The sequence below is a fragment of the Micromonospora sp. URMC 107 genome (assembly GCF_051386315.1).
In the GTDB taxonomy this organism is placed as follows: domain Bacteria; phylum Actinomycetota; class Actinomycetes; order Mycobacteriales; family Micromonosporaceae; genus Micromonospora.
On the sequence record NZ_JBPQTK010000045.1, the window covers coordinates 1 to 24,195 of the forward strand.

The 24,195-nt window shown below is 72.1% G+C and carries 24 protein-coding genes, 1 tRNA gene, 1 pseudogene and 1 riboswitch; of the genes and pseudogenes, 15 read left to right on the forward strand and 11 right to left on the reverse strand.

Annotated elements, in window-relative coordinates:
* Positions 1-155: 155 nt before the first annotated feature.
* Positions 156-962: a DUF881 domain-containing protein gene (locus tag ACSNN9_RS13050; protein WP_358082630.1), complete on the reverse strand. Its 807-nt coding sequence runs from the start codon at positions 960-962 to the stop codon at positions 156-158.
* A 227-nt stretch (positions 963-1,189) separates the two neighbouring features.
* Here ACSNN9_RS13050 and ACSNN9_RS13055 point away from each other — a divergent pair, with 227 nt between their 5' ends.
* Both ACSNN9_RS13055 and ACSNN9_RS13060 read left to right on the forward strand, forming a co-directional pair.
* Complete coding sequence (locus ACSNN9_RS13055; protein WP_121397325.1) at positions 1,190-1,453, forward strand: cell division protein CrgA; 264 nt, start codon at positions 1,190-1,192, stop codon at positions 1,451-1,453.
* A 360-nt stretch (positions 1,454-1,813) separates the two neighbouring features.
* Positions 1,814-3,856: pseudogene (locus tag ACSNN9_RS13060) on the forward strand ((Fe-S)-binding protein); the annotation flags it as partial.
* A gap of 2 nt (positions 3,857-3,858) precedes the next feature.
* On the opposite strand, the gene ACSNN9_RS13065 reads toward ACSNN9_RS13060, so the two are convergent.
* Positions 3,859-4,536 (reverse strand): GOLPH3/VPS74 family protein, encoded by a 678-nt coding sequence (locus ACSNN9_RS13065; protein ID WP_436673308.1) that lies wholly within the window; start codon positions 4,534-4,536, stop codon positions 3,859-3,861.
* A gap of 122 nt (positions 4,537-4,658) precedes the next feature.
* On the opposite strand from ACSNN9_RS13065, the gene ACSNN9_RS13070 reads away from it, so the two are divergent.
* The 3 genes from ACSNN9_RS13070 to ACSNN9_RS13080 all read left to right on the forward strand — a co-directional run bounded on the left by ACSNN9_RS13070 (position 4,659) and on the right by ACSNN9_RS13080 (position 8,151).
* Positions 4,659-5,972: a hemolysin family protein gene (locus ACSNN9_RS13070; RefSeq protein WP_436673343.1), complete on the forward strand. Its 1,314-nt coding sequence runs from the start codon at positions 4,659-4,661 to the stop codon at positions 5,970-5,972.
* A complete protein-coding gene (locus ACSNN9_RS13075; RefSeq protein ID WP_436673309.1) occupies positions 5,965-7,008 on the forward strand; it encodes a hemolysin family protein in 1,044 nt (347 codons plus the stop codon). Before ACSNN9_RS13070 ends, ACSNN9_RS13075 begins: the two co-directional genes overlap by 8 nt.
* 129 nt (positions 7,009-7,137) lie before the next feature.
* Positions 7,138-8,151: an NlpC/P60 family protein gene (locus tag ACSNN9_RS13080; protein ID WP_436673310.1), complete on the forward strand. Its 1,014-nt coding sequence runs from the start codon at positions 7,138-7,140 to the stop codon at positions 8,149-8,151.
* 66 nt (positions 8,152-8,217) lie between these two features.
* Here the strand turns inward: ACSNN9_RS13080 and ACSNN9_RS13085 are convergent, their stop codons facing one another.
* A complete protein-coding gene (locus ACSNN9_RS13085) occupies positions 8,218-10,239 on the reverse strand; it encodes an N-acetylmuramoyl-L-alanine amidase (protein ID WP_436673311.1) in 2,022 nt (673 codons plus the stop codon).
* Between the two features lie 237 nt (positions 10,240-10,476).
* A riboswitch (cyclic di-AMP (ydaO/yuaA leader) is annotated at positions 10,477-10,611 on the forward strand.
* 12 nt (positions 10,612-10,623) lie between these two features.
* Between ACSNN9_RS13085 and ACSNN9_RS13090 the strand changes: the two genes are divergently transcribed.
* Positions 10,624-11,664 carry an NlpC/P60 family protein gene (locus ACSNN9_RS13090; protein ID WP_436673312.1) on the forward strand — a complete coding sequence of 347 codons (1,041 nt, stop codon included), beginning with the start codon at positions 10,624-10,626 and terminating at the stop codon, positions 11,662-11,664.
* 72 nt (positions 11,665-11,736) lie between these two features.
* Here the strand turns inward: ACSNN9_RS13090 and dcd are convergent, their stop codons facing one another.
* Positions 11,737-12,315, reverse strand: a complete 579-nt coding sequence (gene dcd / locus ACSNN9_RS13095; RefSeq protein WP_357866609.1) for a dCTP deaminase — start codon at positions 12,313-12,315, stop codon at positions 11,737-11,739.
* 78 nt (positions 12,316-12,393) lie between these two features.
* On the opposite strand from dcd, the gene ACSNN9_RS13100 reads away from it, so the two are divergent.
* Positions 12,394-12,945, forward strand: coding sequence for a pyridoxamine 5'-phosphate oxidase family protein (locus ACSNN9_RS13100; protein WP_436673313.1), 552 nt, complete (start codon positions 12,394-12,396; stop codon positions 12,943-12,945).
* Between the two features lie 147 nt (positions 12,946-13,092).
* On the opposite strand, the gene ACSNN9_RS13105 is transcribed toward ACSNN9_RS13100, so the two are convergent.
* Positions 13,093-14,079, reverse strand: a complete 987-nt coding sequence (locus tag ACSNN9_RS13105) for a zinc metalloprotease (RefSeq protein ID WP_436673314.1) — start codon at positions 14,077-14,079, stop codon at positions 13,093-13,095.
* 345 nt (positions 14,080-14,424) lie between these two features.
* Between ACSNN9_RS13105 and ACSNN9_RS13110 the strand changes: the two genes are divergently transcribed.
* Positions 14,425-14,498, forward strand: a tRNA-Gly gene (locus ACSNN9_RS13110).
* A gap of 89 nt (positions 14,499-14,587) precedes the next feature.
* Here ACSNN9_RS13110 and ACSNN9_RS13115 read toward each other — a convergent pair.
* Complete coding sequence (locus tag ACSNN9_RS13115; protein ID WP_436673315.1) at positions 14,588-14,983, reverse strand: tyrosine-type recombinase/integrase; 396 nt, start codon at positions 14,981-14,983, stop codon at positions 14,588-14,590.
* Positions 14,984-15,258: 275 nt separating this feature from the next.
* Between ACSNN9_RS13115 and ACSNN9_RS13120 the strand changes: the two genes are divergently transcribed.
* The gene (locus ACSNN9_RS13120) at positions 15,259-15,798 is read left to right on the forward strand and encodes an Imm26 family immunity protein (protein WP_436673316.1); all 540 of its coding nucleotides are present in this window, start codon (positions 15,259-15,261) and stop codon (positions 15,796-15,798) included.
* A 563-nt stretch (positions 15,799-16,361) separates the two neighbouring features.
* Positions 16,362-16,874, forward strand: a complete 513-nt coding sequence (locus tag ACSNN9_RS13125; RefSeq protein WP_436673317.1) for a DinB family protein — start codon at positions 16,362-16,364, stop codon at positions 16,872-16,874.
* Positions 16,875-17,187: 313 nt separating this feature from the next.
* Here the strand turns inward: ACSNN9_RS13125 and ACSNN9_RS13130 are convergent, their stop codons facing one another.
* Entirely contained in the window at positions 17,188-17,991 is an 804-nt protein-coding gene (locus ACSNN9_RS13130) for a DUF4184 family protein (RefSeq protein WP_436673318.1), read from the reverse strand.
* A 96-nt stretch (positions 17,992-18,087) separates the two neighbouring features.
* Between ACSNN9_RS13130 and ACSNN9_RS13135 the strand changes: the two genes are divergently transcribed.
* Entirely contained in the window at positions 18,088-18,798 is a 711-nt protein-coding gene (locus ACSNN9_RS13135) for an SAM-dependent methyltransferase (RefSeq protein WP_436673319.1), read from the forward strand.
* Here ACSNN9_RS13135 and ACSNN9_RS13140 read toward each other — a convergent pair.
* The gene (locus ACSNN9_RS13140; RefSeq protein ID WP_436673320.1) at positions 18,750-19,142 is read right to left on the reverse strand and encodes a nucleotidyltransferase domain-containing protein; all 393 of its coding nucleotides are present in this window, start codon (positions 19,140-19,142) and stop codon (positions 18,750-18,752) included. The genes ACSNN9_RS13135 and ACSNN9_RS13140 overlap by 49 nt on opposite strands.
* 212 nt (positions 19,143-19,354) lie before the next feature.
* Here ACSNN9_RS13140 and ACSNN9_RS13145 point away from each other — a divergent pair, with 212 nt between their 5' ends.
* Together ACSNN9_RS13145 and ACSNN9_RS13150 are read left to right on the forward strand one after the other, a co-directional pair.
* Positions 19,355-20,134 (forward strand): DUF4253 domain-containing protein, encoded by a 780-nt coding sequence (locus ACSNN9_RS13145; RefSeq protein WP_436673321.1) that lies wholly within the window; start codon positions 19,355-19,357, stop codon positions 20,132-20,134.
* Positions 20,125-20,406 carry a hypothetical protein gene (locus ACSNN9_RS13150; protein WP_436673322.1) on the forward strand — a complete coding sequence of 94 codons (282 nt, stop codon included), beginning with the start codon at positions 20,125-20,127 and terminating at the stop codon, positions 20,404-20,406. The genes ACSNN9_RS13145 and ACSNN9_RS13150 overlap by 10 nt, the downstream gene beginning before the upstream one ends.
* A 90-nt stretch (positions 20,407-20,496) precedes the next feature.
* On the opposite strand, the gene ACSNN9_RS13155 is transcribed toward ACSNN9_RS13150, so the two are convergent.
* Positions 20,497-21,594: a hypothetical protein gene (locus ACSNN9_RS13155; protein ID WP_436673323.1), complete on the reverse strand. Its 1,098-nt coding sequence runs from the start codon at positions 21,592-21,594 to the stop codon at positions 20,497-20,499.
* Positions 21,595-21,705: 111 nt separating this feature from the next.
* The gene (locus ACSNN9_RS13160; RefSeq protein ID WP_357866877.1) at positions 21,706-22,026 is read right to left on the reverse strand and encodes a PadR family transcriptional regulator; all 321 of its coding nucleotides are present in this window, start codon (positions 22,024-22,026) and stop codon (positions 21,706-21,708) included.
* A 93-nt stretch (positions 22,027-22,119) separates the two neighbouring features.
* Between ACSNN9_RS13160 and ACSNN9_RS13165 the strand changes: the two genes are divergently transcribed.
* On the forward strand, positions 22,120-23,001 hold the full coding sequence (locus ACSNN9_RS13165; RefSeq protein WP_436673324.1) for an LLM class flavin-dependent oxidoreductase: 882 nt from the start codon (positions 22,120-22,122) through the stop codon (positions 22,999-23,001).
* Between the two features lie 48 nt (positions 23,002-23,049).
* Here ACSNN9_RS13165 and ACSNN9_RS13170 read toward each other — a convergent pair whose 3' ends face one another.
* A complete protein-coding gene (locus ACSNN9_RS13170) occupies positions 23,050-23,481 on the reverse strand; it encodes an ASCH domain-containing protein (RefSeq protein WP_436673325.1) in 432 nt (143 codons plus the stop codon).
* A gap of 107 nt (positions 23,482-23,588) precedes the next feature.
* Between ACSNN9_RS13170 and ACSNN9_RS13175 the strand changes: the two genes are divergently transcribed.
* On the forward strand, positions 23,589-24,125 hold the full coding sequence (locus ACSNN9_RS13175; RefSeq protein ID WP_436673326.1) for an alpha/beta hydrolase: 537 nt from the start codon (positions 23,589-23,591) through the stop codon (positions 24,123-24,125).
* The last annotated feature ends 70 nt before the right edge of the window (positions 24,126-24,195 follow it).

Genomic DNA, 24,195 nt, shown 5'->3' on the forward strand with positions numbered 1-24,195 from the left:
GGGCGGCAGCGTGGGCTGCGGCCAGGCGCCGGCCGGGGCCGGGCGGGCCGGGGCGGGCCCGGAACGGTCGACCTTGGGCAGGAAGGCGGTCGGGCCGTCAGCCTGGTCGCGGTGACGGCCGTCGTGGTCCTCGGGCCAGTCGTCGGGTGCGCGGCTCACCGGGGCACCGTCGCCGAGCGCAGCGTGGTCGAGTCCTCGAACGCCGGCACGGTCACGGTGGAGACGGTCTCCCTGTAACCGAGCTTGTAGTCGTCGACCAGGTCCCTGAACAACCGGACTCCCTGAGAGTCGGCGAGGGCCTGCTGCAGGGCAGCGGGATCGCCGATTGCTACGATCTTGAATGGTGGGGAGTACACCCGGCCGTGCAGCAGCAGGGTGTTACCCACGCAGCGTACCGCGCTGGTCGACAGCACGCGGACGTTCATGATGGACATGGCCTCGGCGCCACCCGCCCAGAGGGCGTTCACCACCGCCTGCACGTCCCCCTGGTGGACGACCAGGTCGTCGTTGGTGGCCCCGGCGGGCAGCGTGCCGTCGTTGCGCCGCGGCGCGTCGTCGAGTTCCACCGTCACCCCGGGCCCCGCGAGCGCGGTGAAGCCGGCGTCGTCCCGGCTGGCGGCGGCCCGGTCCTGCTGTTCCTTGATCGGGCCGTCGGAGCTGGCCAGGGCGTTCGTGCGGCCCTCGACCTCGTCGCGCAGGTCGGCCGCCCGCCGCTCGCTGGCCGCCACCTCCGCGCGCCGGTCCTCGATCAACTGGTTGAGCTGGGGTCGGCGGTCCTCGCGCAGGGCGGTGCCGCCGGCGGTGGTGGCCGTGGTGGTGAAGAGCAGCCCGGCCGCGGCGGCGATCAGCGGCACCCCGATCGACCAGCCCGGTCGTCGCTGCCGTGGGCGCCGAGGCAGCAGCCCGGCGACCGCCCGCCGGAGCACCTTCTGCCAGGAGGCCGCGCCGGATGTGTACTCCACCGAGCGTTCCTTCCCCGTCGTCTGGTTCAGCCCGCGGAGGCGCGGGCCGCTGCGGCGACCCGAACAGTCCCGCCTTTTTCGGTCACTGGGTGCACCGGCCTCGCCCCATTCGTGGATTGGACGCGCCTTCGGGACTACGCTAGCTGTCGAACATTATTGGCCATGGACCGTCGCCCCCGCGCCCGGTTGTCAGGCCGGACGAGGTCGTAACCCCTCTGGAGAGCGTCGTGCCCAAGTCTCAGGTTCGCAAGAAGAAGGTGTACACCCCGCCGACGGACGTCCGTCCGACGGCGACGGCGGCGACGCGCAAGCCTAGCCCGGTCTGGCTCCCGGTCTCGGCGGTCGCCCTCATCGTTTTCGGCATCGGCTGGCTGGTGGTCTACTACCTCTCCGAGCAGGAGTACCCGGTCATGTCGTGGGGTTACTGGAACCTCGCGGTGGGCTTCGGCGCCATGGTCGCCTCCCTGATCCTGCTCTCCCGCTGGCGCTGAGCCCCGCCACCCCGCCGCCGGCCCGGCGGCGGGGCCCCCGGGCGCGAGCAGCCCTGCCGTCGACCGCGGCACCGGCCCCCGAGCCGGTGCTGCGGCAATCCATGTCACTCAGTGGAGCCCCTGCCCGGCGGTTCGGGGGCGTGCGCCCTATGGTGTGCGCAGGGCGGCGCGGCCCGGGTGCGAGATGACTCACGTTACTGCTGGGTAACCTTGCGCGTAGGCTGCACTGCATGACCGAGCGGAGCGAGGTCATCGACCGGTCCGGTCGAGGGTGCGGCAGCTGCGGCTCGCCGATCGCGCCCTGACCCGGCCCCGGTCGCCGAGCCGCTCGACAGGCAGTAGACCGGGGAGGCCAACTCGATGGGCAGCGTCCAGATCGTCACCACGATCCTCGCGTTCGCCATCACCGCCGTGGCGGTGTGGCTTGCGGTACGCGCGGTCATGAAGATGGTGGCCGTCATCCGGCTGGGTCAGCCGGACCCGACCCGCTTCGGCGACAAGGGCACCCGCACGAGGACCATGCTGGCGGAGACCGCCGGCCACACCCGCATGCTCCGCTGGAGCGTGGTGGGTGCGGCGCACTGGTTCGTGATGGTCGGGTTCATCGTGCTGTCGCTGCTGGTGCTGGAGGCGTACTTCGAGGTCGTCTCCCCGACCGGCGGGCTGCCGCTGGTCGGCGGCTGGGCGCTCTACGGCGCGGTGACCGAGCTGATCGGCATCCTGGGCATCGTCAGCATCCTGGTGCTGATCGCGATCCGCGTCCGCAACCGGCCGACCCGGCCGGGCGGCCGCTCCCGGTTCACCGGCTCCACCATGTGGCAGGGCTACTTCGTCGAGGCCGTGGTCCTCGCGGTGCTGATCATGGGCTTCGTCATCCGGGGCTTCAAGGTCGCCACCGACCACTTCGAGTACCCGGTCTGGGCCACCCCGCTCAGCCACGCCGTCGGCGGGGTGCTGCCGAACTGGGAGACCGGCGTCAGCGTCGCCGCGCTCATCAAGATCGCTATCTCGATGACCTGGCTCATCGTGATCGCGCTGAACGTCACCATGGGCGTCGCCTGGCACCGCTTCCTGGCCTTCTTCAACATCTTCTTCAAGCGCGACCCGGGCGCCAACGTCTCCGGCCTCGGCGCGCTGCGCCCCATGACGAGCCAGGGCAAGCCGCTGGACTTCGAGGAGGCGGACCCGGAGAAGGACCAGTTCGGCGTCGCCCAGGTCGAGCAGTTCACCTGGAAGGGCCTGCTGGACTTCAGCACCTGCACCGAGTGCGGCCGCTGCCAGTCGCAGTGCCCGGCCTGGAACACCGGCAAGCCGCTGTCGCCGAAGCTGCTGGTGCTGAGCCTGCGCGACCACGCGTACGCCAAGGCGCCGTACCTGCTGGCCGGCGGGGGCAAGGACCTGACCGGCGAGGAGAAGGCGACCGCCGCCCAGCTCGCCCACATGGACGTCCTCGCGCTCGCCGAGGCCGACCGACCGCTGATCGGCACCGCCGAGGAAGGCGGCATCATCGACCCGGACGTGCTCTGGTCCTGTACGACCTGCGGCGCCTGCGTCGAGCAGTGCCCGGTCGACATCGAGCACGTCGACCACATCGTCGACATGCGCCGCTACCAGGTGCTCATCGAGTCGAGCTTCCCGTCGGAGGCCGGCGTGATGCTGCGCAACCTGGAGAACAAGGGCAACCCGTGGGGCGCCCCGCAGAACACCCGCGAGGACTGGACCAAGGGCCTGGACTTCGAGGTGCCGCGGGTCGGCGAGGTCGACGACTTCGAGTACCTCTTCTGGGTCGGCTGCGCCGGCGCGTTCGAGGACCGGGCCAAGAAGACCACCCGGGCGGTCGCCACGCTGCTCAACGAGGCGGGCGTGAAGTTCGCGATCCTCGGCGAAGGCGAGACCTGCTCCGGCGACCCGGCCCGCCGCATCGGCAACGAGTTCGTCTTCCAGATGCTCGCCCAGCAGAACGTCGAGACCCTCAACGAGGCGTTCGAGGGCCGGGAGAAGAGCAAGCGGAAGATCGTCGCCACCTGCCCGCACTGCTTCAACACCTTGGGCAACGAGTACGGCCAGCTCGGCGGCGAGTTCGAGGTGGTCCACCACACCCAGCTCCTGGCCCACCTGGTCGCCACCGGCAAGCTCACCCCGGTGCAGCCGGTCGACGGCGGCGTGACCTACCACGACCCCTGCTACCTGGGCCGGCACAACCGGGTCTTCGCCCCGCCGCGCGAGGTGCTCGGCACCGCCATTGAGGGTGAGCTCACCGAGATGCCGCGCAACAGCGAGCGCTCCTTCTGCTGCGGTGCCGGTGGCGCCCGGATGTGGATGGAGGAGAAGATCGGCAAGCGGATCAACGTGGACCGGGTCGAGGAGGCCATGGCCACCGGGGCGAGGACGGTCGCCGTCGGCGTTCAGGAGGTCGTGGTGATGATGACGGCCGTGGTCGCCGTGGTGGTGGCGATCAGCACGGCGGCCTGGGTCTCCTCGATGGCCTTCTTCGTGGCGGCGGACGCCCAGTCACCGGCGGCGATCTCGGTCAGCCGGCGCTTGACGTGCTGTTTCGGCAGCTCCGCGAAGAGCTGGCGGTCCAGGCCGACGGCCTGGGCGAGGCCGATGAGGGCGGCCGTCCGCGCGTCCACCGGGCCGTCCCCGGCCACGGCGGCGACCATCCGCTGCCGGGCCTGCGTCTCCACCGCCGGCTCCGCGCCGGTGGAGGACGGATAGCGGGTACGCGGGAAGACCCACAGCACCTTGTCGGAGTCGCGCCGGAGCACGCCGGCGGTGACCAGCCCGTCCAGCACCTGCTCGGGCAGGTCCTTGGCGAGCCGGCTGATCCAGTCGCTCGGCTTGCGCCGCTTCGGGTCGGCGGCGATCCGGGCCAGCGCGTCGTCGAGCTGCCGCTGGCCGACGGGGGTCGGGTCGGCCACCACCAGCCGGTCGTCGGCGATCTCGACCCGACCGGCGAGCGCCAGCTCCAGCAGCAGGGCGCCGGCCAGGCCGTAGTCGAGCGTGGGCCGGCCGAGCCGGTTGACGCCCGCGTCGTCGTAGCCGAGCAGGGCGAGTTCGTGGGCGAGAGTGAGCGGGGCCATGTCCCGACGGTAGCCCGGCCCCGCGAGACCGGCAGGTCTCTCGCCCGTGACCAGGGCCGTCACCCGTGCGAGAATCTCGCCGAGGTGAGACGACCATCGATGGCCTGCTGCTGACCACGGTGCTGCCCCTGGTCGGCTTCGTGCTGCTGACCGGCGGCAACGCGTTCTTCGTCGCGGCCGAGTTCGCCCTGGTCACGGTGGACCGACCCGAGATCGAGCGGCGGGCGACGGCGGGCGACGGCCGGGCCGTGACCGTACGCCGGGCGCTGCGGGAACTCTCCTTCCAGCTCTCCGGGGCGCAGCTCGGCATCACCCTCACCGCACTGCTCACGGGCTACCTGGCCGAGCCCGCCCTGGCGCGCCTCTTCACCCCGCTGCTGCGCCCGGTCGCCGGGGACGCCGCCGGACGGTTCACCCCGTTCCTCGCCCTGGCCCTGGCCACCCTGCTCTCCATGCTCTTCGGCGAACTGGTGCCGAAGAACCTCGCGCTGGCCCGGCCGATGCCCACCGCGCTCGCGACCGCCGGGCCGATGCGCGCCTTCTCCCGCGCCTGCGGCTGGCTGATCCGGGCGTTGAACGACTCGGCGAACCGCCTGGTCCGGCTGCTGGGCGTCGAGCCGCAGGAGGAGCTGGCCAGCGCCCGCTCGCCGGAGGAACTGGGGCTGCTGGCGGCCATCTCGGCGCGGGCCGGGGCGCTGCCGCCGGACACCGCCATGCTGCTGCGCCGGACCATCCGGTTCGGCGACAAGCGGGCCGCCGAGGCGATGACCCCGCGGGTCGACGTCGTCGCGCTGCGGGCCACCGCCACCGTGGCGGAGCTGCTGGCGCTGTCCCGCCAGACCGGGCGGACCCGGTTCCCGGTGTACGAGGAGACCCTCGACCTGGTGACCGGCGTCGCCGGGGTGCCCGACGCGCTGGGCGTGCCGCTGGCCCTGCGCGGCTCGACCACGGTCGGCTCGGTGGCCCGCGAGCCGGTGTACGTGCCGGAGAGCCTGGACCTCGACGGCGTGCTCGCCGCGCTCGGCGGCGCGGGTGCCGACCTCGCCATCGTGGTCGACGAGTACGGCGGCACCGACGGCGTGGTCACCACGGAGGACCTCGTGGAGGAGCTGGTCGGGGAGATCGCCGACGAGTTCGACCCGGACGCGGTGGACGACGTCGACCCAGCCGAGCTGACCGTGCCGGGCGGGGAGCGGACGGTCCTCGTCGACGGGGTGCTGCGCTCCGACGAGCTGGCGGAGCAGACCGGCTTCCGGCTGCCCGAGGGGCCGTACGAGACGCTCGCCGGGTTCCTGATGGCCCGGCTGGGGCACATCCCCCTGGCGGGCGAGACGGTCGACGAGTCGGGCTTCGAGTTCACCGTCGTGGAGGTCGAGCGGCACCGGATCGAGCAGGTCCGGGTGGTCCGTCCCGAGGAGCCGGACGGCGATGCCTGAGCTGTTGGTCACGGTCGCGCTGCTGCTCGGCAACGCGTTCTTCGTGGGCAGCGAGTTCGCGCTGATCGCGTCCCGGCGCACGGTGGTCGAGCCGTTGGCGGCCGGCTCGAAGCGGGCCCGCTGGGCGTTGTCGGCGATGAACCAGATCCCGCTGATGATCGCCGGGGCGCAGCTCGGCATCACCATCTGCTCGCTGGGGCTGGGCGCGATCGCCGAGCCCGCCCTCGCGCACCTGCTGGAGCCGGCGTTCCGCGCCGCGTGGCTGCCGGAGGGGGTGGTCCACCCGGTGGCCTTCGTGCTCGCCCTCGGCGTGGTGGTCTTCCTGCACACCGTGGTCGGCGAGATGGTGCCGAAGAACATCACGCTGGCCGGCCCGGAGCCGTCGGCGCTCTGGCTGGGGCCGGCGATGCTGGCGTTCTGCCTGGCCACCAAGCCGCTGCTGGTGGCGATGAAGTGGGCGTCGCGCCGGGTGCTGGGACTGTGGCGGATCGAGGCCACCGAGGCGGTGAAGACGGTCTTCACCGCCGAGGAACTGGCCGGGCTGGTGTCGCAGGCGCGTACGGAGGGGCTGCTCGACGCGGAGGAGCACGCCCGGATCACGGGTGCGCTCGCGTTGCACAGCCGGACCGCCGCCGACGCCCTGCAACCGTGGTCCACGGTCACCACGGTGGCCGAGGACGTCTCGCCCGCCTCGTTGGAGGTGCTGGCCACCCGCACGGGCCGGTCCCGCTTCCCGGTGGTGCAGCGCTCCACCCGCCGGGTGCTCGGCTTCGTGCACGTCAAGGACGTGCTCGGGTACGCGGGCGCGAGCCGGCGGGCCCCCGTGCCGGCGGAGGTCTACCGGCCGTTGGCGGTGGTGCCGCCGGACCGTACGCTCGCCGACCTGCTGCTGTCGATGCGCCGGGAGCGGCGGCACATGGTGCTGGTCAGCGAAGGCCGTCGTCCTCTCGGGGTGGTCACGCTGGACGATGTATTGACCGCGATCGTTGGTCGGCGGCCCGACACCCTTGGTGCGCAAGCGGTTGCGCAGGCGTGAAGTGAACGTCGGTCGCCTTGATTCCGCTGCCGGCCTTCCCTAATGTTGGGCACCGGCCGCTGTGGGTCGTCTGTCTCGCCCCTCTTCCCTCGCGCGAGGCGCCAAGCGGCCGGGTTGCAAAAGGAGTCGGTGCCGGTGGCAACCATGCCCCCTCATCGTCACGCACCGGGACGATCTGCTCGTCCGGGTGGCCTGCGTAGGGTCGCCCACCGTCTGCTCACCCTGGTCGCCGCGGCGGTGGTCGGCGCCGGCATGCTGGCCGCGCCCGCCCACGCCGAGCCCTCGGTCGACGAGATCGAGGCCGCGATCGACAAGAAGTGGGAGCAGCTCGAGCCCACCATCGAGCAGTACAACAAGGTGCGGGCGCAGCTGAAGGTCAACCGCAAGAAGTCGGAGGACCTGCAGAAGAAGATCCAGCCGTTGGCGCTGGAGAGCGAGCTGGCGATGGACCGGGTCGGCGCACTCGCCTCCCGCTACTACATCACCGGCCCGTCGCAGGAGATCGGCGCGCTGCTGGTCAGCGCCAAGCCCCACACCCTGACCGAGCAGCTGACCCTGCTGGACCGGCTGGCCGCGCAGGAGCGCAAGCAGCTCGAGGGCGTGACCAAGGTCCGCGAGAAGTACGACGCGGAGAAGCAGAAGCTCGACACGCTGATCGTCGCGCAGACGAAGCAGCAGAACGACCTGGCGGCGAAGAAGAAGCAGATCGACGCCGACATCAAGAAGCTCGAGGCGTCGCTGCCGGTGACGACCGTCAAGACGGAGAAGTGCCCGACCATCAACGGCGTGGTCAGCGATGCGGCCCGGACCGCGATCCGGACCGCCTGCGCCCAGGTCGGCGACCCGTACGTCTGGGGTGCCACCGGTCCGAACTCGTTCGACTGCTCCGGCCTGACCCAGTACGCCTACAAGGCGGCGGGGATCCACCTGACGCACTTCACCGGTGCGCAGTGGAACGAGGGCAAGGCCATCCCGCGCTCCGAGGCGCGCCCCGGTGACCTGGTCTTCTTCTTCAGCGACCTGCACCACGTCGGCCTCTACCTCGGCAACGACAAGATGGTGCACGCGCCCCGGGCCGGCAAGCCGGTCAACGTCTCCAGCATCAACACCATGCCGGTGGCCGGGTTCCGCAGGCCCGGCTGATCCGCACACCGCGCAACGCGAGGGCCCCCGGTCGGATCGACCGGGGGCCCTCTTCGTGCGGTGGGATCAGCGGGGCGCGCCCAGCGGGGACGGCACCAGGTTCACGTCGTCCAGGTTGACGAACATGACCCGGTGACCGAACTGGATCTGCACGTACTTGTTCTCGCCGCGGACGACCGTCCGGTCGTGCGGGGCGGAGCCGTCGAACGTGACGGCGCGGTAGTACTCGCCGGGGAGCACGTCGCCGACGGCGTACCGCTGACCGGCCGAGAGGGTGTACTGCAGCGGCGAGATCGGCTGGTACGGCACGCCGGCCGGGTACGCCGCCGCCTCCGGGTACGCCCGGCCGTACACCGGGATGGTGGTCTTGCCGGCCTTCGGGGTGGCGACCAGGCCGACGGCCCACTTCGCGGTCGGGGCCGAGGCGGGGTTGTGGAACCACGCCTTCTGACCGAGGTACCAGATCGCGGTCCAGTCGCCCCGCACCTCGGCCACGGCGTACGTCTGTCCGGCCGAGGCCCGGGCGCCGTGGTCGGAGATGTACATGGTGTTCGGGGTGCCGTCGGGCCGCAGTGCGATGTCGTTGACCAGCGGCGCGTCCTGGCTCGGCGCGCTGTGCAGGGGCACCGCGGACGAGCCGCGCAGCGGGCAGGGAGCCGTCGCCGGGGGCGGGTTCGGCACGCCCGGGGGCTGCCGGTTGCAGCCGGTGAACTGCGGCTGGTTGGTGGCGAAGTCCGGGTCGATGGTGACCAGGCCCGTGTGGTGCGTGCCGGTCGACTTGAACGGCGCCTTGAGCAGGTCGAAGTAGTGCGACCAGTTCCAGTACGGGCCCGGGTCCCAGTGCATGCCGCGCACGGTCGAGGCGACGGTGCCGGGGATGTTGTCGTGCCCGATGATGTGCTGCCGGTCCAGCGGGATGTTGTACTGCCGCGCCAGGTGGCGGACCAGCTTGGCGGAGGTGCGGTACATCGCCTCGGTGTACCAGGTGCCGTGCCCGGCGAAGCCCTCGTGCTCCAGGCCGATGGACTTGGAGTTCACGTACCAGTTGCCGGCGTGCCAGCCCACGTTCTTGGTCTTGATGTGCTGGGCGATGTGGCCGTCCACCGAGCGCAGGGTGTAGTGCCAGCCCACCCGCTTCGGGTCCTTGACCAGGTTGACGCTCGGCCCGAAGTAGCCCTCGGTGTCGTGGATGACGATGTATTCGATCTTCTGCTGCGCGGGCCGGTCGGCGAGGTCGTGGTTGCCGTAGTCCTCGATCGTCGGGCCGTAGTTCTGGTACGGCGCCGGGATCCACTCGCAGGAGATGTCGCTCGGGCACTCCAGCCCGTCGGGCCGCGCGAGCTTGCGCAGGTTCAGCCGGTCCAGCCAGGAGCGGTCCGGCTGGACCGCGACGCCGGCCAGCGTGACCCGCTGCCCGTCGTCGGTCAGCCGGCTGTCGCCCGCGGCGATGGTGGCGTACACCTCGTTGGCGAAGGCCGCCGCGGCGTCGGCGCTGTCCGCGCCGGAGTACCGGGCCACCGCGCCGTACCAGGCCGCCGGGTCGGTGCCGGTGCCGACCGGGGCGCCGATCTCCTTCTGGTACGCGGCCAGCAGCGCCGCGCCGCCCCGGATGTTCGCCGTGACGTCCGTCCGCAGCGCCTCCTCGCTGGCGCCGGTCAGCTCCGCGGCGGCGTCGAGCGTCCGGAGCGCGGCCTCGGCGGGCGGCGCGGTGTCCGGCGGCTCGTGGGCCTCGGCCAGGGACCGGCGGGAGTCGTCGCCGCGCGGGTCCTCGGTGCCCTCGTCGTGGTGGGTGCCGCCGGAGATGGCGGCGACGTGCTCGGCGTCGGTGAGGTGCATGGGTCCGTAGCCGCCGCTGGTGCTCGGCGTGCCGGCGTTGGTGTCCCAGCGGGACTGCAGGTAGGAAACCCCGAGCAGGACGCTCTCGGGCACGCCGTACTCGGCCGCCGCGGCGGCGTACTGCTGCTGCCGGTCGGTCGCCGGCGACGCGGCGGCGGATCCGGCGGCGGTGAGCGGCGTCGCCGCCAGGGCGGCGGCCACGGCCGCGGCCAGCAGGACGCGTCTGCTCCTTGATGTCGCTGACAGGTGCATCAGACCCCCAGTTCGGACGGGCAAAGATGGGGCCACCTTCGCCCCGTCCGCCGCCTCGGGTCAATACCTTTCCGCCCGACACTTCAAAAGGAAGGAAACTTTCGTCGTCCGGGTTGCGGATCCGCCCGTCCGGATGAGTACGGAGTGTCACCGCCCGAAGGGTTGCGGATCGATAACGGTCGTCTCTACTCTGGTCCTTCGTCGGCCGGTGACAATCCGTCCAACCAGGGCGGTGACGGTCCGACACCGCCGAGTCGCTCCCGAGCGAGCCGGGGACCCACGTTCCCCGGGGTGAATCCGCAGTCCCTGCGGTAGGGCGCCCCTTCCCGCCCGAACCCGTCAGCTAACCCGGTAGGCGGTACGGAAGAAGGAGTACGGAGCCCGGTGGCACACCATGCCCCGCGGCCACCGTCGACCCGGTCGGCCCTCGCCGACCCCGCGACGGCTGCGCCGCGCCCACGCTGGTACCGCTGCACCACCGCCCTCGCCGCCCTGGCCGCGTTCGCCGTCGTCCTGACCGGCGGCGCCACGGCCGCTCACGCCGAACCGACGGTCGCCGAGATCGAGCGGCAGATCGACGAAGACTGGAACAAGCTCGAACCGATCATCGAACGGCACAACGCCACCCGACAGGACCTGGCAGCCAAGCGGAAGCAGGCCGACGCGCTCGCCGCGCAGATCAGGCCGCTGGAAAGGCAGGTCGACCAGGCGATGGAGAAGGTGGCCGCGCTGGCCGCCCGCGCCTACAAGGGCGAGAACGTCTCCGCCGTCAACGCCCTGCTCGGCAGCCGCTCGCCCAGCGAGATGCTCGGGCAGCTCGAACTGCTCGACCGGTTCGCCCAGCACCAGCAGCAGGACGTGCGGCAGGTCGCCGAGCTGCGCGACCGGCTGGCCGGGAAGAAGGCGCCGCTGGACGAGATGGTCGTCCAGCTCAGCCGCACCGAGGCCCAGCTCGCGGCGAAGAAGAAGCAGATCAACGCCGAGATCGACCGGTTGCAGAAGCTGCGGCTGCGGGTCTACGGCAACGGCGGCGGCGGGCCGCTGCGCCCCGCCCCCTGCCCGGCCGGCTACCCCGGCGGCGCGGCCGGCACCGCCGTGAAGTTCGCCTGCGCCCAGATCGGCAAGCCCTACGTCTGGGGCGCCGAGGGGCCGAACTCGTACGACTGCTCCGGGCTGATGCTCGCCGCCTGGGCGAAGGCCGGGGTCTCGCTGCCGCACAACGCCGCCCAGCAGCGCCGGGCCACCGTGACCGTCAGCCGGGGCGAGCTGCGCCCGGGTGACCTCGTCTTCTACTACAGCGACCTGCACCACGTCGGCATGTACGTCGGCGGGGGCTGGGTGGTGCACGCCTCCCGCGCCGGGGTGCCGATCAGGATGAAGAAGGTCGACGACGGCCCGATCCACAGTTACGGCCGGCCCGGCTGACGTGCGGGGAGGGGTCCCGTTCCTGGCGCGTGCGGCACGGGAAGGGGCCCCTCCCGACGGCCGACGCCCGGGTCAGCGGGTCGGCCAGGTGCGCCAGTGCTGCCAGGAGCGGCTCGGGGTCGGCCCGCGCTGGCCCTGGTAGCGCGAGCCGTAGACGGCCGAGCCGTACGGGTGCTGCGCCGGCGACGAGAGCCGGAAGATGCAGAGCTGGCCGATCTTCATGCCCGGCCAGAGGGTGATCGGCAGGTTGGCCACGTTCGACAGCTCCAGGGTCACGTGGCCGGAGAAGCCCGGGTCGATGAAGCCCGCCGTGGAGTGGGTGAGCAGGCCCAGCCGGCCCAGGCTCGACTTGCCCTCCAGGCGGCCGGCGAGCTGGTCGCCGAGCGAGATGACCTCCAGCGTCGAGGCGAGCACGAACTCGCCCGGATGCAGCACGTACGGCTCGCCCTCCGGCACCTCGACCTTCGACGTGAGGTCGTCCTGCTGCTGCGCGGGGTCGATGTGGGTGTAGAGGTGGTTGTTGAAGACCCGGAAGAGATTGTCGAGGCGTACGTCGATGCTGGACGGTTGCACCAGCGCGGGCTCGAACGGCTCCAGCGCGAGCGTCCCCGCCTCGATCTCGGAGGCCAGGTCGCGGTCGGAGAGCAGCATCCGCACACCTTAGCGAGCGACGCGCGTGACCTGCGTGTCGGAGTGCGTCTTCGTACGTTTGTTCGATAGAATGCCGGCATGGCTTCCTGGTCCGAATTCGCCGCCGACGAGCCCCGCCTCGCCGACGGGATCCGCCTTCTCATGCAGCAGTACGGGCCGGGCTTCGGCTACCTGGCCACCGTCCGCGCCGACGGCGGTCCCCGGGTGCACCCGGTCTCCCCGGTGATCACCGACGAGGGGCTCTTCTGCTTCGTCGTCGACTCGCCCAAGCGGCGCGACCTGGAGCGCGACGGTCGCTACGCGCTGCACTCCTTCCCGCCGGAGGAGAGCGACGACGAGGCCTACGTCGCCGGCCACGCCCGGCCGGTGACCGACCCGGCCCGGGTCGCCCGGCTGGCCCGCAGCCACCGGGCCGCGCCGCAGGTCGACTGGCGGGTCTTCGAGTTCACCGTCGACGTGGCGATGCTGGCCCGCCGCGAGTCCGGCATGGCGGGCGGCGCCGGCGAGGGGCACGCCCGGCCCGCCGTCCAGGTGTGGCTCGATCCCCACGCGGCCGCCGCCGGCACCGCCGTGGTGCCCGAGACCCGGTCGGGGAGTGTCGGCGGCCACGCCGCCCGCCCGGCCGCCTGAGCCACGGTGTGGCGCCCCGGGCCGTCCCCGTCCGGGGCACCACACCGTGCCCACCGCCCGCCCGTGGGCGCGCCCACCCGGCACGCACAGACGCCGGTGCCGGCCCCGTCGAGCGAGGCCGGCACCGGATGAGGTCGTACGGCGGAACTAGGCCGCGCGGTACGCGTTCCAGGCGGTCAGCATGCGGCTGGCCTGCCCGGCGGTGAACTGGTACATGCAGGAGTCGTACGTGTAGTCCATGAAGTTGGTGATCGGGTCGGTGCCCAGAGCGGTGCAGGTGTCCCGACCGTCAGGGCACTGATAGGCCGGCGACGCCTCGGCCGCGGTGTCGTCGACGCTGTCGCCCGAGCCGGAGCAGCCGCCCTGGAAGGTGTGGTAGAGGTTCAGCCAGTGGCCGACCTCGTGGGTGCCCGTGTCGCCCTGGTTGTAGTTGGTGGCGGTGCCGCCCGGCAGCGACTCGCTCAGCACGACGACGCCGTCCATGCTGTTGAGCTTGCGGGTCGGGAAGGTCGCCCAGCCGAGCAGGCTGTCGCTCAGCTCGCCCAGGTAGATGTTGAGGGTGTTCTTGCCGCCCGTACGCAGCGAGGTCTTCATCGACCGCTCCGCCGAGGAGCCCTGCACGATCGGGTACCAGGACGGGTTCGTCACCCGGTTGATCGTCTGGAGCTGGAAGCTGAACGCGGTGGACGCGCCGCCGGTCGCCCCGCTGAACGACTGGTTCAACACGTTGATCTGCGAGTTGATCATCGAGTCGGGGATGTTGCCGCCGACCCGGGTGCTGTCCTCCTGGATCACGTGCACCACCACCGGGATGGTGACGGTGGCGGCCGTCGTGGCGGCGCCGGCGCCGGCGCGGAACCGGGCCCGCTCGCGCAGCGCGGCGGCCAGGTCGGCCTCGCGCTCGCGGGTCTCCGCGAGGGTCAGCTCGTTCGGCTCGTGCTTGGCCTCGCCGCCCGGCTTGACGCGGGCGTCCGAGTGGACGTCGGCCGGCTCGGCGCAGACCTCGGCCGGAGCGGCGGAGAAGGCCGAAGCGGCCGGCACGACGCCGACGGCGGCGGTGCTGAGCAGCAGCGCGAGGGTCGTCGACGCGACGCCGGCCGTACGCCGGGTCAGCAGGTTGGGACGGAGTCCCATGGGCCCACCTCTTTCTGGCGACGCGACAGGGGGTATGTCACGCCGTGGCTGAGAACGTTGGGCAGACGTTACAACCGATCGAAGGATTTGAGAACGCCCATATGTTGCCGCGGTGGAACTTTTTCCTGGCGGCGGCGTTTCATGATCGACACCCGGCGATGAGGGAGCGGCTCCGGGTCCGGATCGGGCCGCGCGGTCGGCTCTGCGGGCCGATGTTCGGGTGTGCCGGCGCGGGCCGCCCGGGTGGGGCGACGCGAGGTGATCATGGGCGATGATCAGGCCGGCGCGCGTCGGAGGGGTACCTGGGTGCACCGGCGTGTCGACTCAGGTACAGTGGTGCCGCCTGCGGGTGTAGTTCAATGGCAGAACATCAGCTTCCCAAGCTGACAGTGCGGGTTCGATTCCCGTCACCCGCTCCACGCGAAAGGCCCTGGTCAGGACGCAAGTCCCCACCAGGGCCTTCGACGTTGCTTGGGCCATGAACACCCGGCGGGCCATCCACGGGCCACTAGGCACGCTTCTTGCCCGTCTTCTTGCCCTTGGCCTTCGGCTTGTCCGACGGGCCGGCCGCAGCCTTCTTGGCCTTCTTCCGCTCGGCCTTCACCGCGTCGCTCACCGCCTGGGCGATGGCCCGATCCGCCTCCGAGGTGGCGTGCTGGTAGATCATGGCCGCCTGCGGCGAGTCGTGACCCATCCGCGCCATCAACTCCCGAGTGCTGGCCCCGGTCCGCGCCGCGATCGTGTTGCCGGTGTGCCGCAGGTCGTGGAAGTGCAGCCCTGGCACGCCGAGCTTGCCGATTGCCGTCGACCAGCCAATGACCTTGTTGAGGTTGCCCCGCCAGATCGGCCGCCCAGACGGCGTGGTGAAGACCAGCGCTTCCGGGTTGTCGTCGACGAAGGCCACCAGGTGCTCCCGCAGCCGTGGTCCTTCCTGGACAGGATCGACGTCCTGTCCAACGGACCACACCCAGGTCAAACACGGAAATCTACGCAGTCCCCACGGCGACGGAACACGGCGACGCCTCACATGTCTAGTCCCACCACATGCTTGACGAATTCGTCCCACCACATCCTTGACGCTTCGCCTAGGACAAGCGAGGAGTCCGCCTCGCGCCTGCAGGGGTGGGAAGCGTCGGTCTGGCGATGTAGAAGCGGAGTCGGTCTGGGACCATCGGCGGCGTGGAGCAGCCGCCGTCCGAAGACCGAATGATCCGAAAGGCGCGCAAGAACCGTGCCCCCGGGCGCGTGGTGCGGATCGACCTGGGCGACGGCCGGTGCGCCTACGGACGGCAACTATGGTCCATCAACGCTGAGTTCTACGACCACGTCAGCGCCACCGGGAATCCCGTCGACCTGCTGTTGCTGGTAGAGAAACCCGTCGCGTTCACGATTTGGGTGACCGACCGATGCTTCCAACGCAACGGCCGCTGGGCCCTGCTCGACACGGTTCCGCTCCTGGAGCGGGAGCGGCAGCGCTTGGACGTCAAGTTCCGGCAGGACATGTTCAGCGGGGCCTTGACGATCGTCTCCCGATCGCACCCGCCGTCGGTCTACTTCAGCAACCGGCCAGCCACCATCGAGGAATGCGAGGGCCTCGAAAGGGATGCCATTTGGAGCCCTGAACACGTCGAGGACCGGCTGCGCGACCATTTCGACGGCCGCCCGAACATGTGGGTTGAGTCCCTGCGCCCGAAGCCCCGGAGCGGAAACGATCTCTGATCGGCCGCCGGGTACTGCTGGAGCGAGTCGGCCTGACCTGAACATGCCGGCTACCACTCCGCGCCGGGCCGGGCCGTTCAGAGAAGCCAAACTCCGATCGTGTCAAACATCTAGTGGGACGCCACTGTCAAGCATCTTCCGTGACGGGACACGGCGACGCCTCACAACACTGCCGAATTGCGCTCTATTAGATCAAGGCGGCCCGCAAGCGGGCCGCGGCGGCCCGGCCCCGGCCTGCTGGCGACCTCCGGCCGGCATCGGCCGGGCCGGCCGGCCACGCTGAGGGACGACACGATCGGAAGACCTCGGGGCTCCGCCCCGAACCCCGGCCCTCCTCAGAGATCGGCTCCGGATCACCTCGCCGGGCACCACAAGGGCTACCAGCCTCCCCGGTCGGGGCCAAGGTCGTTCGTCCGGTAGGGCGCTCCACCTTGTCCCCGTCCGGGGAGGCTGGACGGTCTACGACTGCCCGACGAGGAGATCCTCCATCACCACCGCGCACGCAAAAAACCCTGCTCACCGTGCATGCGCGGCCGTCTTCGGCGGTGCGGGAGAATCAACAGATGGATGATCTCGTGGCCGATTCGGCGCTCACCGCTCATCATGCCTTCCTGCTGCAAAGCCTTGCCTGGAAGCGTTCGCACGTTCTCGATGCGATCGAGGGTCTCGACGACGAAGCGCTTAACCGAGCCCACGTCGCCTCCGGCTGGACCCCGCTTGACCTGGTCCGGCATCTCACCATTGACGTCGAGCGATACTGGTTCCAGGCGGTGATGCTGGCGGAGCCCGACGCGGTTGCCTTCGCATCCGGCGACAGCTGCGGATGGCAGGTCGGCGTGCCCGAGGCTTACGACGACGTTGTGGCGGCGTATCGCGACGAGATAACCCGATCCGACCGTCTGCTGGCATCCTTGGCGCCAGAGGCGAAACCACGGTGGGTCGAGGGAGCGGGGGGACGGGCCGACCTGACCTCCGTCATCGTGCATGTCCTTGTCGACACCGCCACCCACGCCGGACAGCTCGACATCGTGCGCGAAGGGATCGACGGCCGACAGTACTTAGTTGTTCACCCCTGAACATGGGACCAAAACGGGACTCCGGACGGCGGGCGCGTACCGTCGGGCCATCCACGGGCCACAAGGCGATGTCGCCGGAGGCCAAACGAGGCCACCTGGGGCCGAGCCGACCAGGCGAAACGCCGCTCGACAGCCCGATCTTGTGCAATTCCCAAGCTGACAGTGCGGGTTCGATTCCCGTCACCCGCTCCACGATCGAGGCCCCGGCCAGGACGCGAGTCCTGGCCGGGGCCTTCGGCATTCCAGGGTGTCAGCGGCTACCAGCCTCCGCAGGGTCGTTCGTCCGGCAGCCACCCAGCGCTGACAGGGCTTGCTAGAACGACGAGGGCGGCGATTCCGAACGGCTCCCACGCGCCACCGTGCCCGTGTGATCGGGAGGGGCGGTCCCGGCGCTCGTTGCCTGCACCGCCACTGCGGCGACGAGCAGCGCCCCGGCCGTGGCGCACAGCAGCCGTACCGTGGTCGCCCATGGCAGCTCGTTGGCTGGCAGAAGCGGGGTCAGGGCGTACCCGATGATCGCGGTGCTGCCCGCGACGGACCAGAACAACCTCGGGCGGGTGGGGACCGGCGGTGGGTTGCCGTGCCAGGCGCGAAGGAGCCGGCGGCGGCCGACCGCGACGGCGACGGCGAGCGTGACCAGCGCGCCGACCAGACTGCTGGGAATGTCGGACACGGTCCACCAGGCGACGTCACTGACCTGGTCCCAGTCGATGCCGAAGACGATGCGCAGCCACGCGTTGGTGTGGGTCAGATGGTCCCAGGCGATGTGACTGGCCCCGCCGAGCAGCGCCGAGCCGGCGGTGACCTGCCAGGGGTGGCGCACCGTGGCGAGCACCCCGTAGTCGCGCAGCGCGAGCGGGCCGAGGTGGGGCAGGTGGGCGGCGAGGGTCGCGACGGTGGCGCGGACGAGCCACGCGCCGAGCAGCGCCACCGGCAGACACCACCACACCAGCGCGGTGAGGGTGTGGCTCTGCCACTCCGGTCCGATCCCGACGAACGCGTACCCGATGTCGGGCGCGACCGCCCCGGTGGTCAGCGCGACACCGTCGAACCATCGGGGTCGCCAAAGCTTGAGCGGGAGTACCGCACCCGGGTGCGACGGAAAGGTGAGCGGCATCGGCGCATCTTCCCACCTGGGGGTCGATAGTGGGTTGAGTGCCAGCGGGCCTTTCGGCGGCCCTCGTGGTAGGGGCCGCTGTCGTACCGTGTGCCGATGGACAGCCAAGATCGCAGTACGTACCTGGCCGCGGCTGCGGCCAACCTGACCTTCAATTCGCCGCTCAGCGAGGACCGTGCGGCGGACCTGATCCGGCGGCTGGCCCCCACCGGGGCGGGCTGGCGAGCCCTGGACCTGGGCTGCGGCAACGGCGAGTTTCTCCTGCGGCTGTGCGCGGCCCACGGCACCGCCGGTGACGGGGTGGAGCGCGACGCCGGCGACGCCGAGCGGGCCCAACTGCGCGCGACGGAGCGGGGAATCTCGGATCGGGTCGCGTTCCACGGCGCGGATGCCGCCACCTGGGACCGGCCCGCCGATCTCGTCGTCAACGTGGGGGCGGGCCACATCTGGGGCGGCGCGGCGCGGGCTCTCGCCGCGCTGCACCGGCTCACCGTGCCGGGCGGCAAACTGCTGTTCGCCGACGGCTTCTACCAGGCGAGCCCCAGCGACCAGGTCCGCGAGACCTTCGGCGACCTGCCCGACCTGGCAACCCTGGCCCAGCTCGCCGTGGACGCGGGGTTCCGACCCCTGCACGTCGCCGTGTCCACCGTCGCCGAGTGGGACGACTTCGAGTCCGACTGGCGTGCGGGCATCGAGCGTCTCGGCACGCCGGAGGCGCGTGCGTTCGCTGATCAGCGGCGCGACGGATACCTCAACGGCTACCGCGACGTCGTCGGCTTCGGATGGCTGGTCCTGACGCCAGCCTGAGCACCGGACGCCCCCGCGACCGGCCCGGACGAAGGATCCGGTTCGGGGCGTGGACCACCTCGGACGGTCCGGAGAAGCGGACCCCGCCCCTCGGCGACGACCTCGACGCGGACCGGCCGCCAGTCGGTCTCGACGACGCAGCCGAGCCGGCCGAGAGCCCGCAACGCCGCGGCTTCGTGCTCCGCGGCGACGGCCAGGTCCAGGTCGCGGTGTGCGCGGGTCTGGTGCCCGACGAGCGCGTCGACGCCCCAGCCTCCGCCGATCCACGCCCTGCACCCGACGGCGGCGAGGGCGGCCAGGACGGTGTGGACCTCATCGGCGCCCATGTCAGCGAAGCCGATCATGACCACCGTTCCTAGCCCCTGCGGGCACGTCCCGGCCACCCGGAATCCACGACCCCGTCCGGACGGTGGCGAGGTGGCCGGGTTGCGGTCGAGCACCGAAGGGCGACACCCGGGCTTCCGCCGGCACGACGAGCCGTTCGAGGGCCGCGGTAGCCCGGGGGCGTCACGGGAGGGCCGGAAATCTGGTCGTACGGTCCGCCTACGCTCCCGCCGTGATCCCGGACCTCTCCCAGTTGCTGAGTTCGCTACCGCCCGCGTCGCTGCCGCCCGGCCGCATGGTCGAGCCGGAGGACGGCGGACCGCCGCCGTACTGGTTGAGCGACGGCCCGGCCGATCCGGGACTGTGGGCGCGGATGCGGGCCCGGCATCCGGAGTCCGGGCTGTGGCCGCTGCTGCTGAGCGGGTTGTCGAGCGACGAGAGGCGCCCGTGGGTCGACGGCGAGGTGTGTCCGGCCGACATGTCGTCGCCGGAGCGCCACGACGTGGCGGAACTGCTGGCCCGGTGGTGGGCTGGCTGCACGACCACCGACGAGGACGAGACGTTGGCCGCCACGGCCCCGTTCGGCCGGAACTGGCCCGGCCTCGCCAGGCGAGGCGACCAGGCGGAGCCGCCCGACGTGCTCGCCGACGAGTGCGTGGAGTTCCTCGTGGACGGGCGGACGCGTCTCGGGCTCGTGCCGGCCACCCGCAGCGCGGACACCCTCGCCGTGGCGGGTTGGTCCGGCCCCGCGAACCACACCGGCGACGCCGGGGAGATCTCGGCGGTGCTGCGCAGCTGGGAGGACCGGTTCGGCGTACGGGTGGTCGGCGTCGGGTTCGCCACCCTGAACCTCAGCGTCGCCGCGCCACCGACGTCCACCGAGCACGCATTGGCGGTCGCGGCCGAGCACTTCGCCTTCTGCCCGGACAACGTCTGGCAGGGCGACGGCTCGCTGACCGCCTATGCCGACCAACTCCTCGGCATGCACTCCTGGTTGTTCTGGTGGGACTGACACCCGGCTGCCGCTGCGCTCGACCCGATGGCGCGGTGCTGCTCGCCGACTGGCTGTCCGACGCCTGGGCGCGGACCAGGGCGGTCCGGGTCCTCGACGGCGGCCTGGAGGGTGGGCCGCTGGCCGACCGCGCGGTGCTGGCCGAGCTGACCGACCCGGACCGGTTGGCCAGGGCGCGGGAACTCACCACCGGCGGGCGGCCGACCGGCGACATCTGTCGCTGCACCGGTGATGTGACGCTGGCCCTCTACGACGCCCAGGACCGGCCCTGAGCGCCGACTCCCGCCCGCCGAAGGCGTGGCGAAGGAGCAGGCCCCGACCCACCCCGCCCGATGTCGCCGCCCGGCGGCGCCCCTCGGCGGTCAGCCGACGGCGGCCGTCGGCAGCGGGCTGCGGCGGGGCACGGTGGCCAGCGCCAGCCCCAGCAGCGCGCTCGCCGCGCCCGCCACGAACAGCAGCGAGGCCGCCGGCTGGCCGAGCCACTCCCACAGCGGGTGCCACGTCGGGTGTGGTTCGGCGCGGTGGTGCCGGAGCAGGCTCGGGACGGCCAGCAGGACGGGCGTCCACCAGAAGAACAGGGTGATCGCGAGCAGGAGGGTGACCGCTCCCCGGGCGGGGTGCGCCGCCTCGGTGCGCCGGCTGGCCCAACCGAAGACGAGCCAGCCGAGGGCCGCTCCGAGCAGGCCACCGGCGACACCGGCCGGCAGCACGGCCGGCGGGGCTGTCCGGCTCAAGGTCAGCGACAGGCTGCTGCCTTCGGGTGAGGGCGGGGAGACGACGTGGAGTTGGAGGACGGTGTCGTCGCGCTGGGCGAGCAGGGTGGTGCCGGTGATCGTGATGACGGGGGCGCACATCTTGTCGACACAGCCCGGGTCGGTGCGGACCGTCGGCTCGTACACCTGCCAGCCGGTCTCGCGAAGGCGCCGCTGCGCCAGCGCGAGCGTCTCGTCGGCGGGCATCCGGGGTGTGCCGGCCAGGCCGGCCACGACGGCGCTCTGCTGGTATTCGCCGCCGTCGCCGAGCAGCAGGTTGTCGAGCGCCCGCACGGTGAGCGGCTGGCTGTAGAAGGTGAAGAGCGCCGGCGCCAGCTCGACGTCGCCGAGGTCGTGACCGGGCAGCACGGCGGCGAAGACGGCGGCGGTCTCGGCCCGGTCGGGCTGCGGTCGGGAGGTTTCCCAGGCGGCGCGGGTGGCGAGGGCGGCGGTGAACAGCCCGCAGATGACGGCGGCGAGCGTGGCCCAGACGCCGACCGTGCGGCTGGCCGGCCGTCCCAGCCGGCACCGCAGGCCGTGCCGGATCAGGTTGGCGGCCTCGCGCGGCGTGGGCCGGGTGCGGCCCGGCGGCGCCGCGTCCAGCAGGACCCCGATCATCTCGTCGGCCCGGGCCCGCCGGTAGTCGCGGGGGTGGCAGAACAGCAGCCGCCGGTAGCGGCGGGCGAGCGGGTCGCCGGTCGTCGGCATGGCTGTCCCTTTCCGATCGGTACGCACCGGCGGGGCGGGTGCGGGTGCGGCAGTGCGGTGATGCTGACGGGGGTCCGGGTTGGTGCCGGTGCGGTTCTGCGGGCGGGGCGTTCAGGCGGTGCCGGGGCGGAGCGCGCGCAGCCGGGTCTCGGCGGCGGTGGCGAGCTGGCGCAGCCGGGCGGTCTCGGCGTCCAGCGCGCGGACGCCGTCGGGAGTGAGGCGGTAGTAGCGGCGGAGCCGCCCGTCGACGGTCTCCTCGCGGTCGGGCGCGACGAGCCCCTGCGCGTGCAGCCGGTCGAGCGCGGCGTAGAGGGTGCCCGGCAGCAGGGTGACGCGCTGCGCGGACAGGTCGGTGACCTCCCGGATGATGCCGTAGCCGTGTCGCGGGCCACCGGCAAGTGCGGTGAGGATCAGGAAGGTCGGCTCACGCATCGCGGTCACGGGCGACACCATATTCAGATCATCGATATATGGTCAAGGCCCCGTGCGGGCGCGCTTCCGGGCGGCGGTTCTAGGCTGGCGATCATGCGGATTGGCATCGTGATCCTTCCCGACCAGCGCTGGTCCGACTCGCGGCGCCGCTGGCGGCAGGCGGACGAGTGGGGCTTCGACCACGCGTGGACGTACGACCACCTGGGCTGGCGGGACCTCGTCGACGGGCCCTGGTTCGACTCCGTGACCACGCTGACCGCCGCCGCGACCGTGACCTCCCGGATCCGGCTCGGCACGCTGGTGGCGTCGCCGAACTTCCGCCACCCGGCGGCGTTCGCCCGGCAGGTCACCGCGCTCGACGACGTCTCCGACGGGCGGCTGCTGCTCGGCCTCGGTGCCGGCGGGATCGGCTTCGACTCGGCCGTACTGGGCGGGGAGACGCTGCCGCCACGACAGCGGGTGGACCGGTTCGCCGAGTTCACCGAACTGCTCGACCTCATCCTGCGCGAGGACGGCACCACCTGGCGCGGGGAGTGGTTCACCGCGGTGGACGCCCGCAACACCCCGGGCTGCGTGCAGACGCCCCGGGTGCCGTTCGTGGTGGCCGCCAACGGGCCCCGGTCGATGCGGCTGGCGGCGCGGTTCGGTCAGGGCTGGGTCACCACCGGCCCGGGCGTGGACGACCTGGAGAGCTGGTGGGACGGGGTGGCCGAGGCCGCCGCCCGGATGGACGGGACGCTCGCGGCGGCCGGCCGCGACCCGGGCACCCTGGACCGCTACCTCTCGCTCGACTCCGCGCCGGTCTTCTCCCTGCGCAGCGCCGAGTTCTTCGCCGACCAGGTCGGCCGGGCCGCCGCCCTTGGTTTCACCGACGTGGTCACCCACTGGCCCCGGGCCAGCAGCTGGTACGCCGGCGACGAGGCCGTCCTGGTGGACGTGGCCACCCGCCTGCTGCCCGAGCTGCGCCGCGCCTGACCGCGCCGGCGGGCGCGTCGTGCCGGCAAGCGCGCGTTGTCGGCGGGCTCAGGTGCCGAGATCCCCGGTGGCGATTGCGCCGTCGCCGCCGGAGACCAGCCGGAACCGGATGCAGACGACCTCGCTGTCGTCGGTGACGGGGGTGCCCACCCGCGCCCAGTAGGCGGCGTGACCCTCGCGCCACTCCTCGATGGAACGGTCGCCCTCCCCTTCCGCGCGGGCGAAGTCCCACGGCACGTCCGCGAAGCGGACCACCTCGACGCCGGTGACCTCCACGACGCCGACCAGCGCGTCCCCGTCGTCGACGAGGGCCAGCCGCTCGCCGGCGTGCTCCAGCTCCTCGCCCTCCTCGGCGTACTCGGTCGTCAACCCGGCGGTCGCCGTCTTCACCCCGGCGAGCACCAGGGTGTTGAGCCGCGCCCGCAGCTCACCGGGGGTGCCGAGGGCGAGGGTGCGCAGTCCACCGATCCGAGGCCACATCCTGCCGACGCTACCGGTGCCGTCGATCATCCGGCGCGGCATTTCCGCCCCTACCGTCCGTGCGACAGAGGCTACGGTGGGTGGGGCGACGATGACCTGGAGGCGGCATGGCGGACAGGCGCGCGGTGCTCATTCCCGGCCGGGGCTACGACACCCGGTTTCCGCTCTTCGTCTACGCCGGTGAGGCGCTGCGCCGCGCCGGCTACGCCCTGCACGCCATCACGTGGGAGGTGCCGGAGCGGTTGGCCCCCGACCGGGACGGCCCCGGGCCGGCCGTCGACTGGGTGATCGGCCAGGTCACCCCGACCCTCGCCGAGCCGACGGACCTGCTGGTCGGCAAGTCGCTCGGCTCGATGGCGACGCCGCTCGCAGCCGACCGCGGGCTGCCGGCCGTCTGGCTCACCCCGCTGCTCCACGTCCCCGCCGTGGTCGACGGGCTGCGCCGCGCCACCGCGCCGTTCCTGCTGGTGGGCGGCTCGGCGGACCGGTCCTGGGACGGCTCGCTCGCCCGCCGGCTCACCCGGCACGTGGTGGAGATCGAGCGGGCCGACCACGCGCTGATGGTGCCGGGCCCGCTGGCCCACTCGGCGGAGGCGCTCGGCCGGGTCTGCACGGCCGTCGAGGAGTTCGCTCAGACCAGCTGACCGGCATAGCCGGCGGCGGCGAGCACGCGGTCGTCGCCGCTCGCCGCGTGCGCTTCAAAGGCCGCGTCGG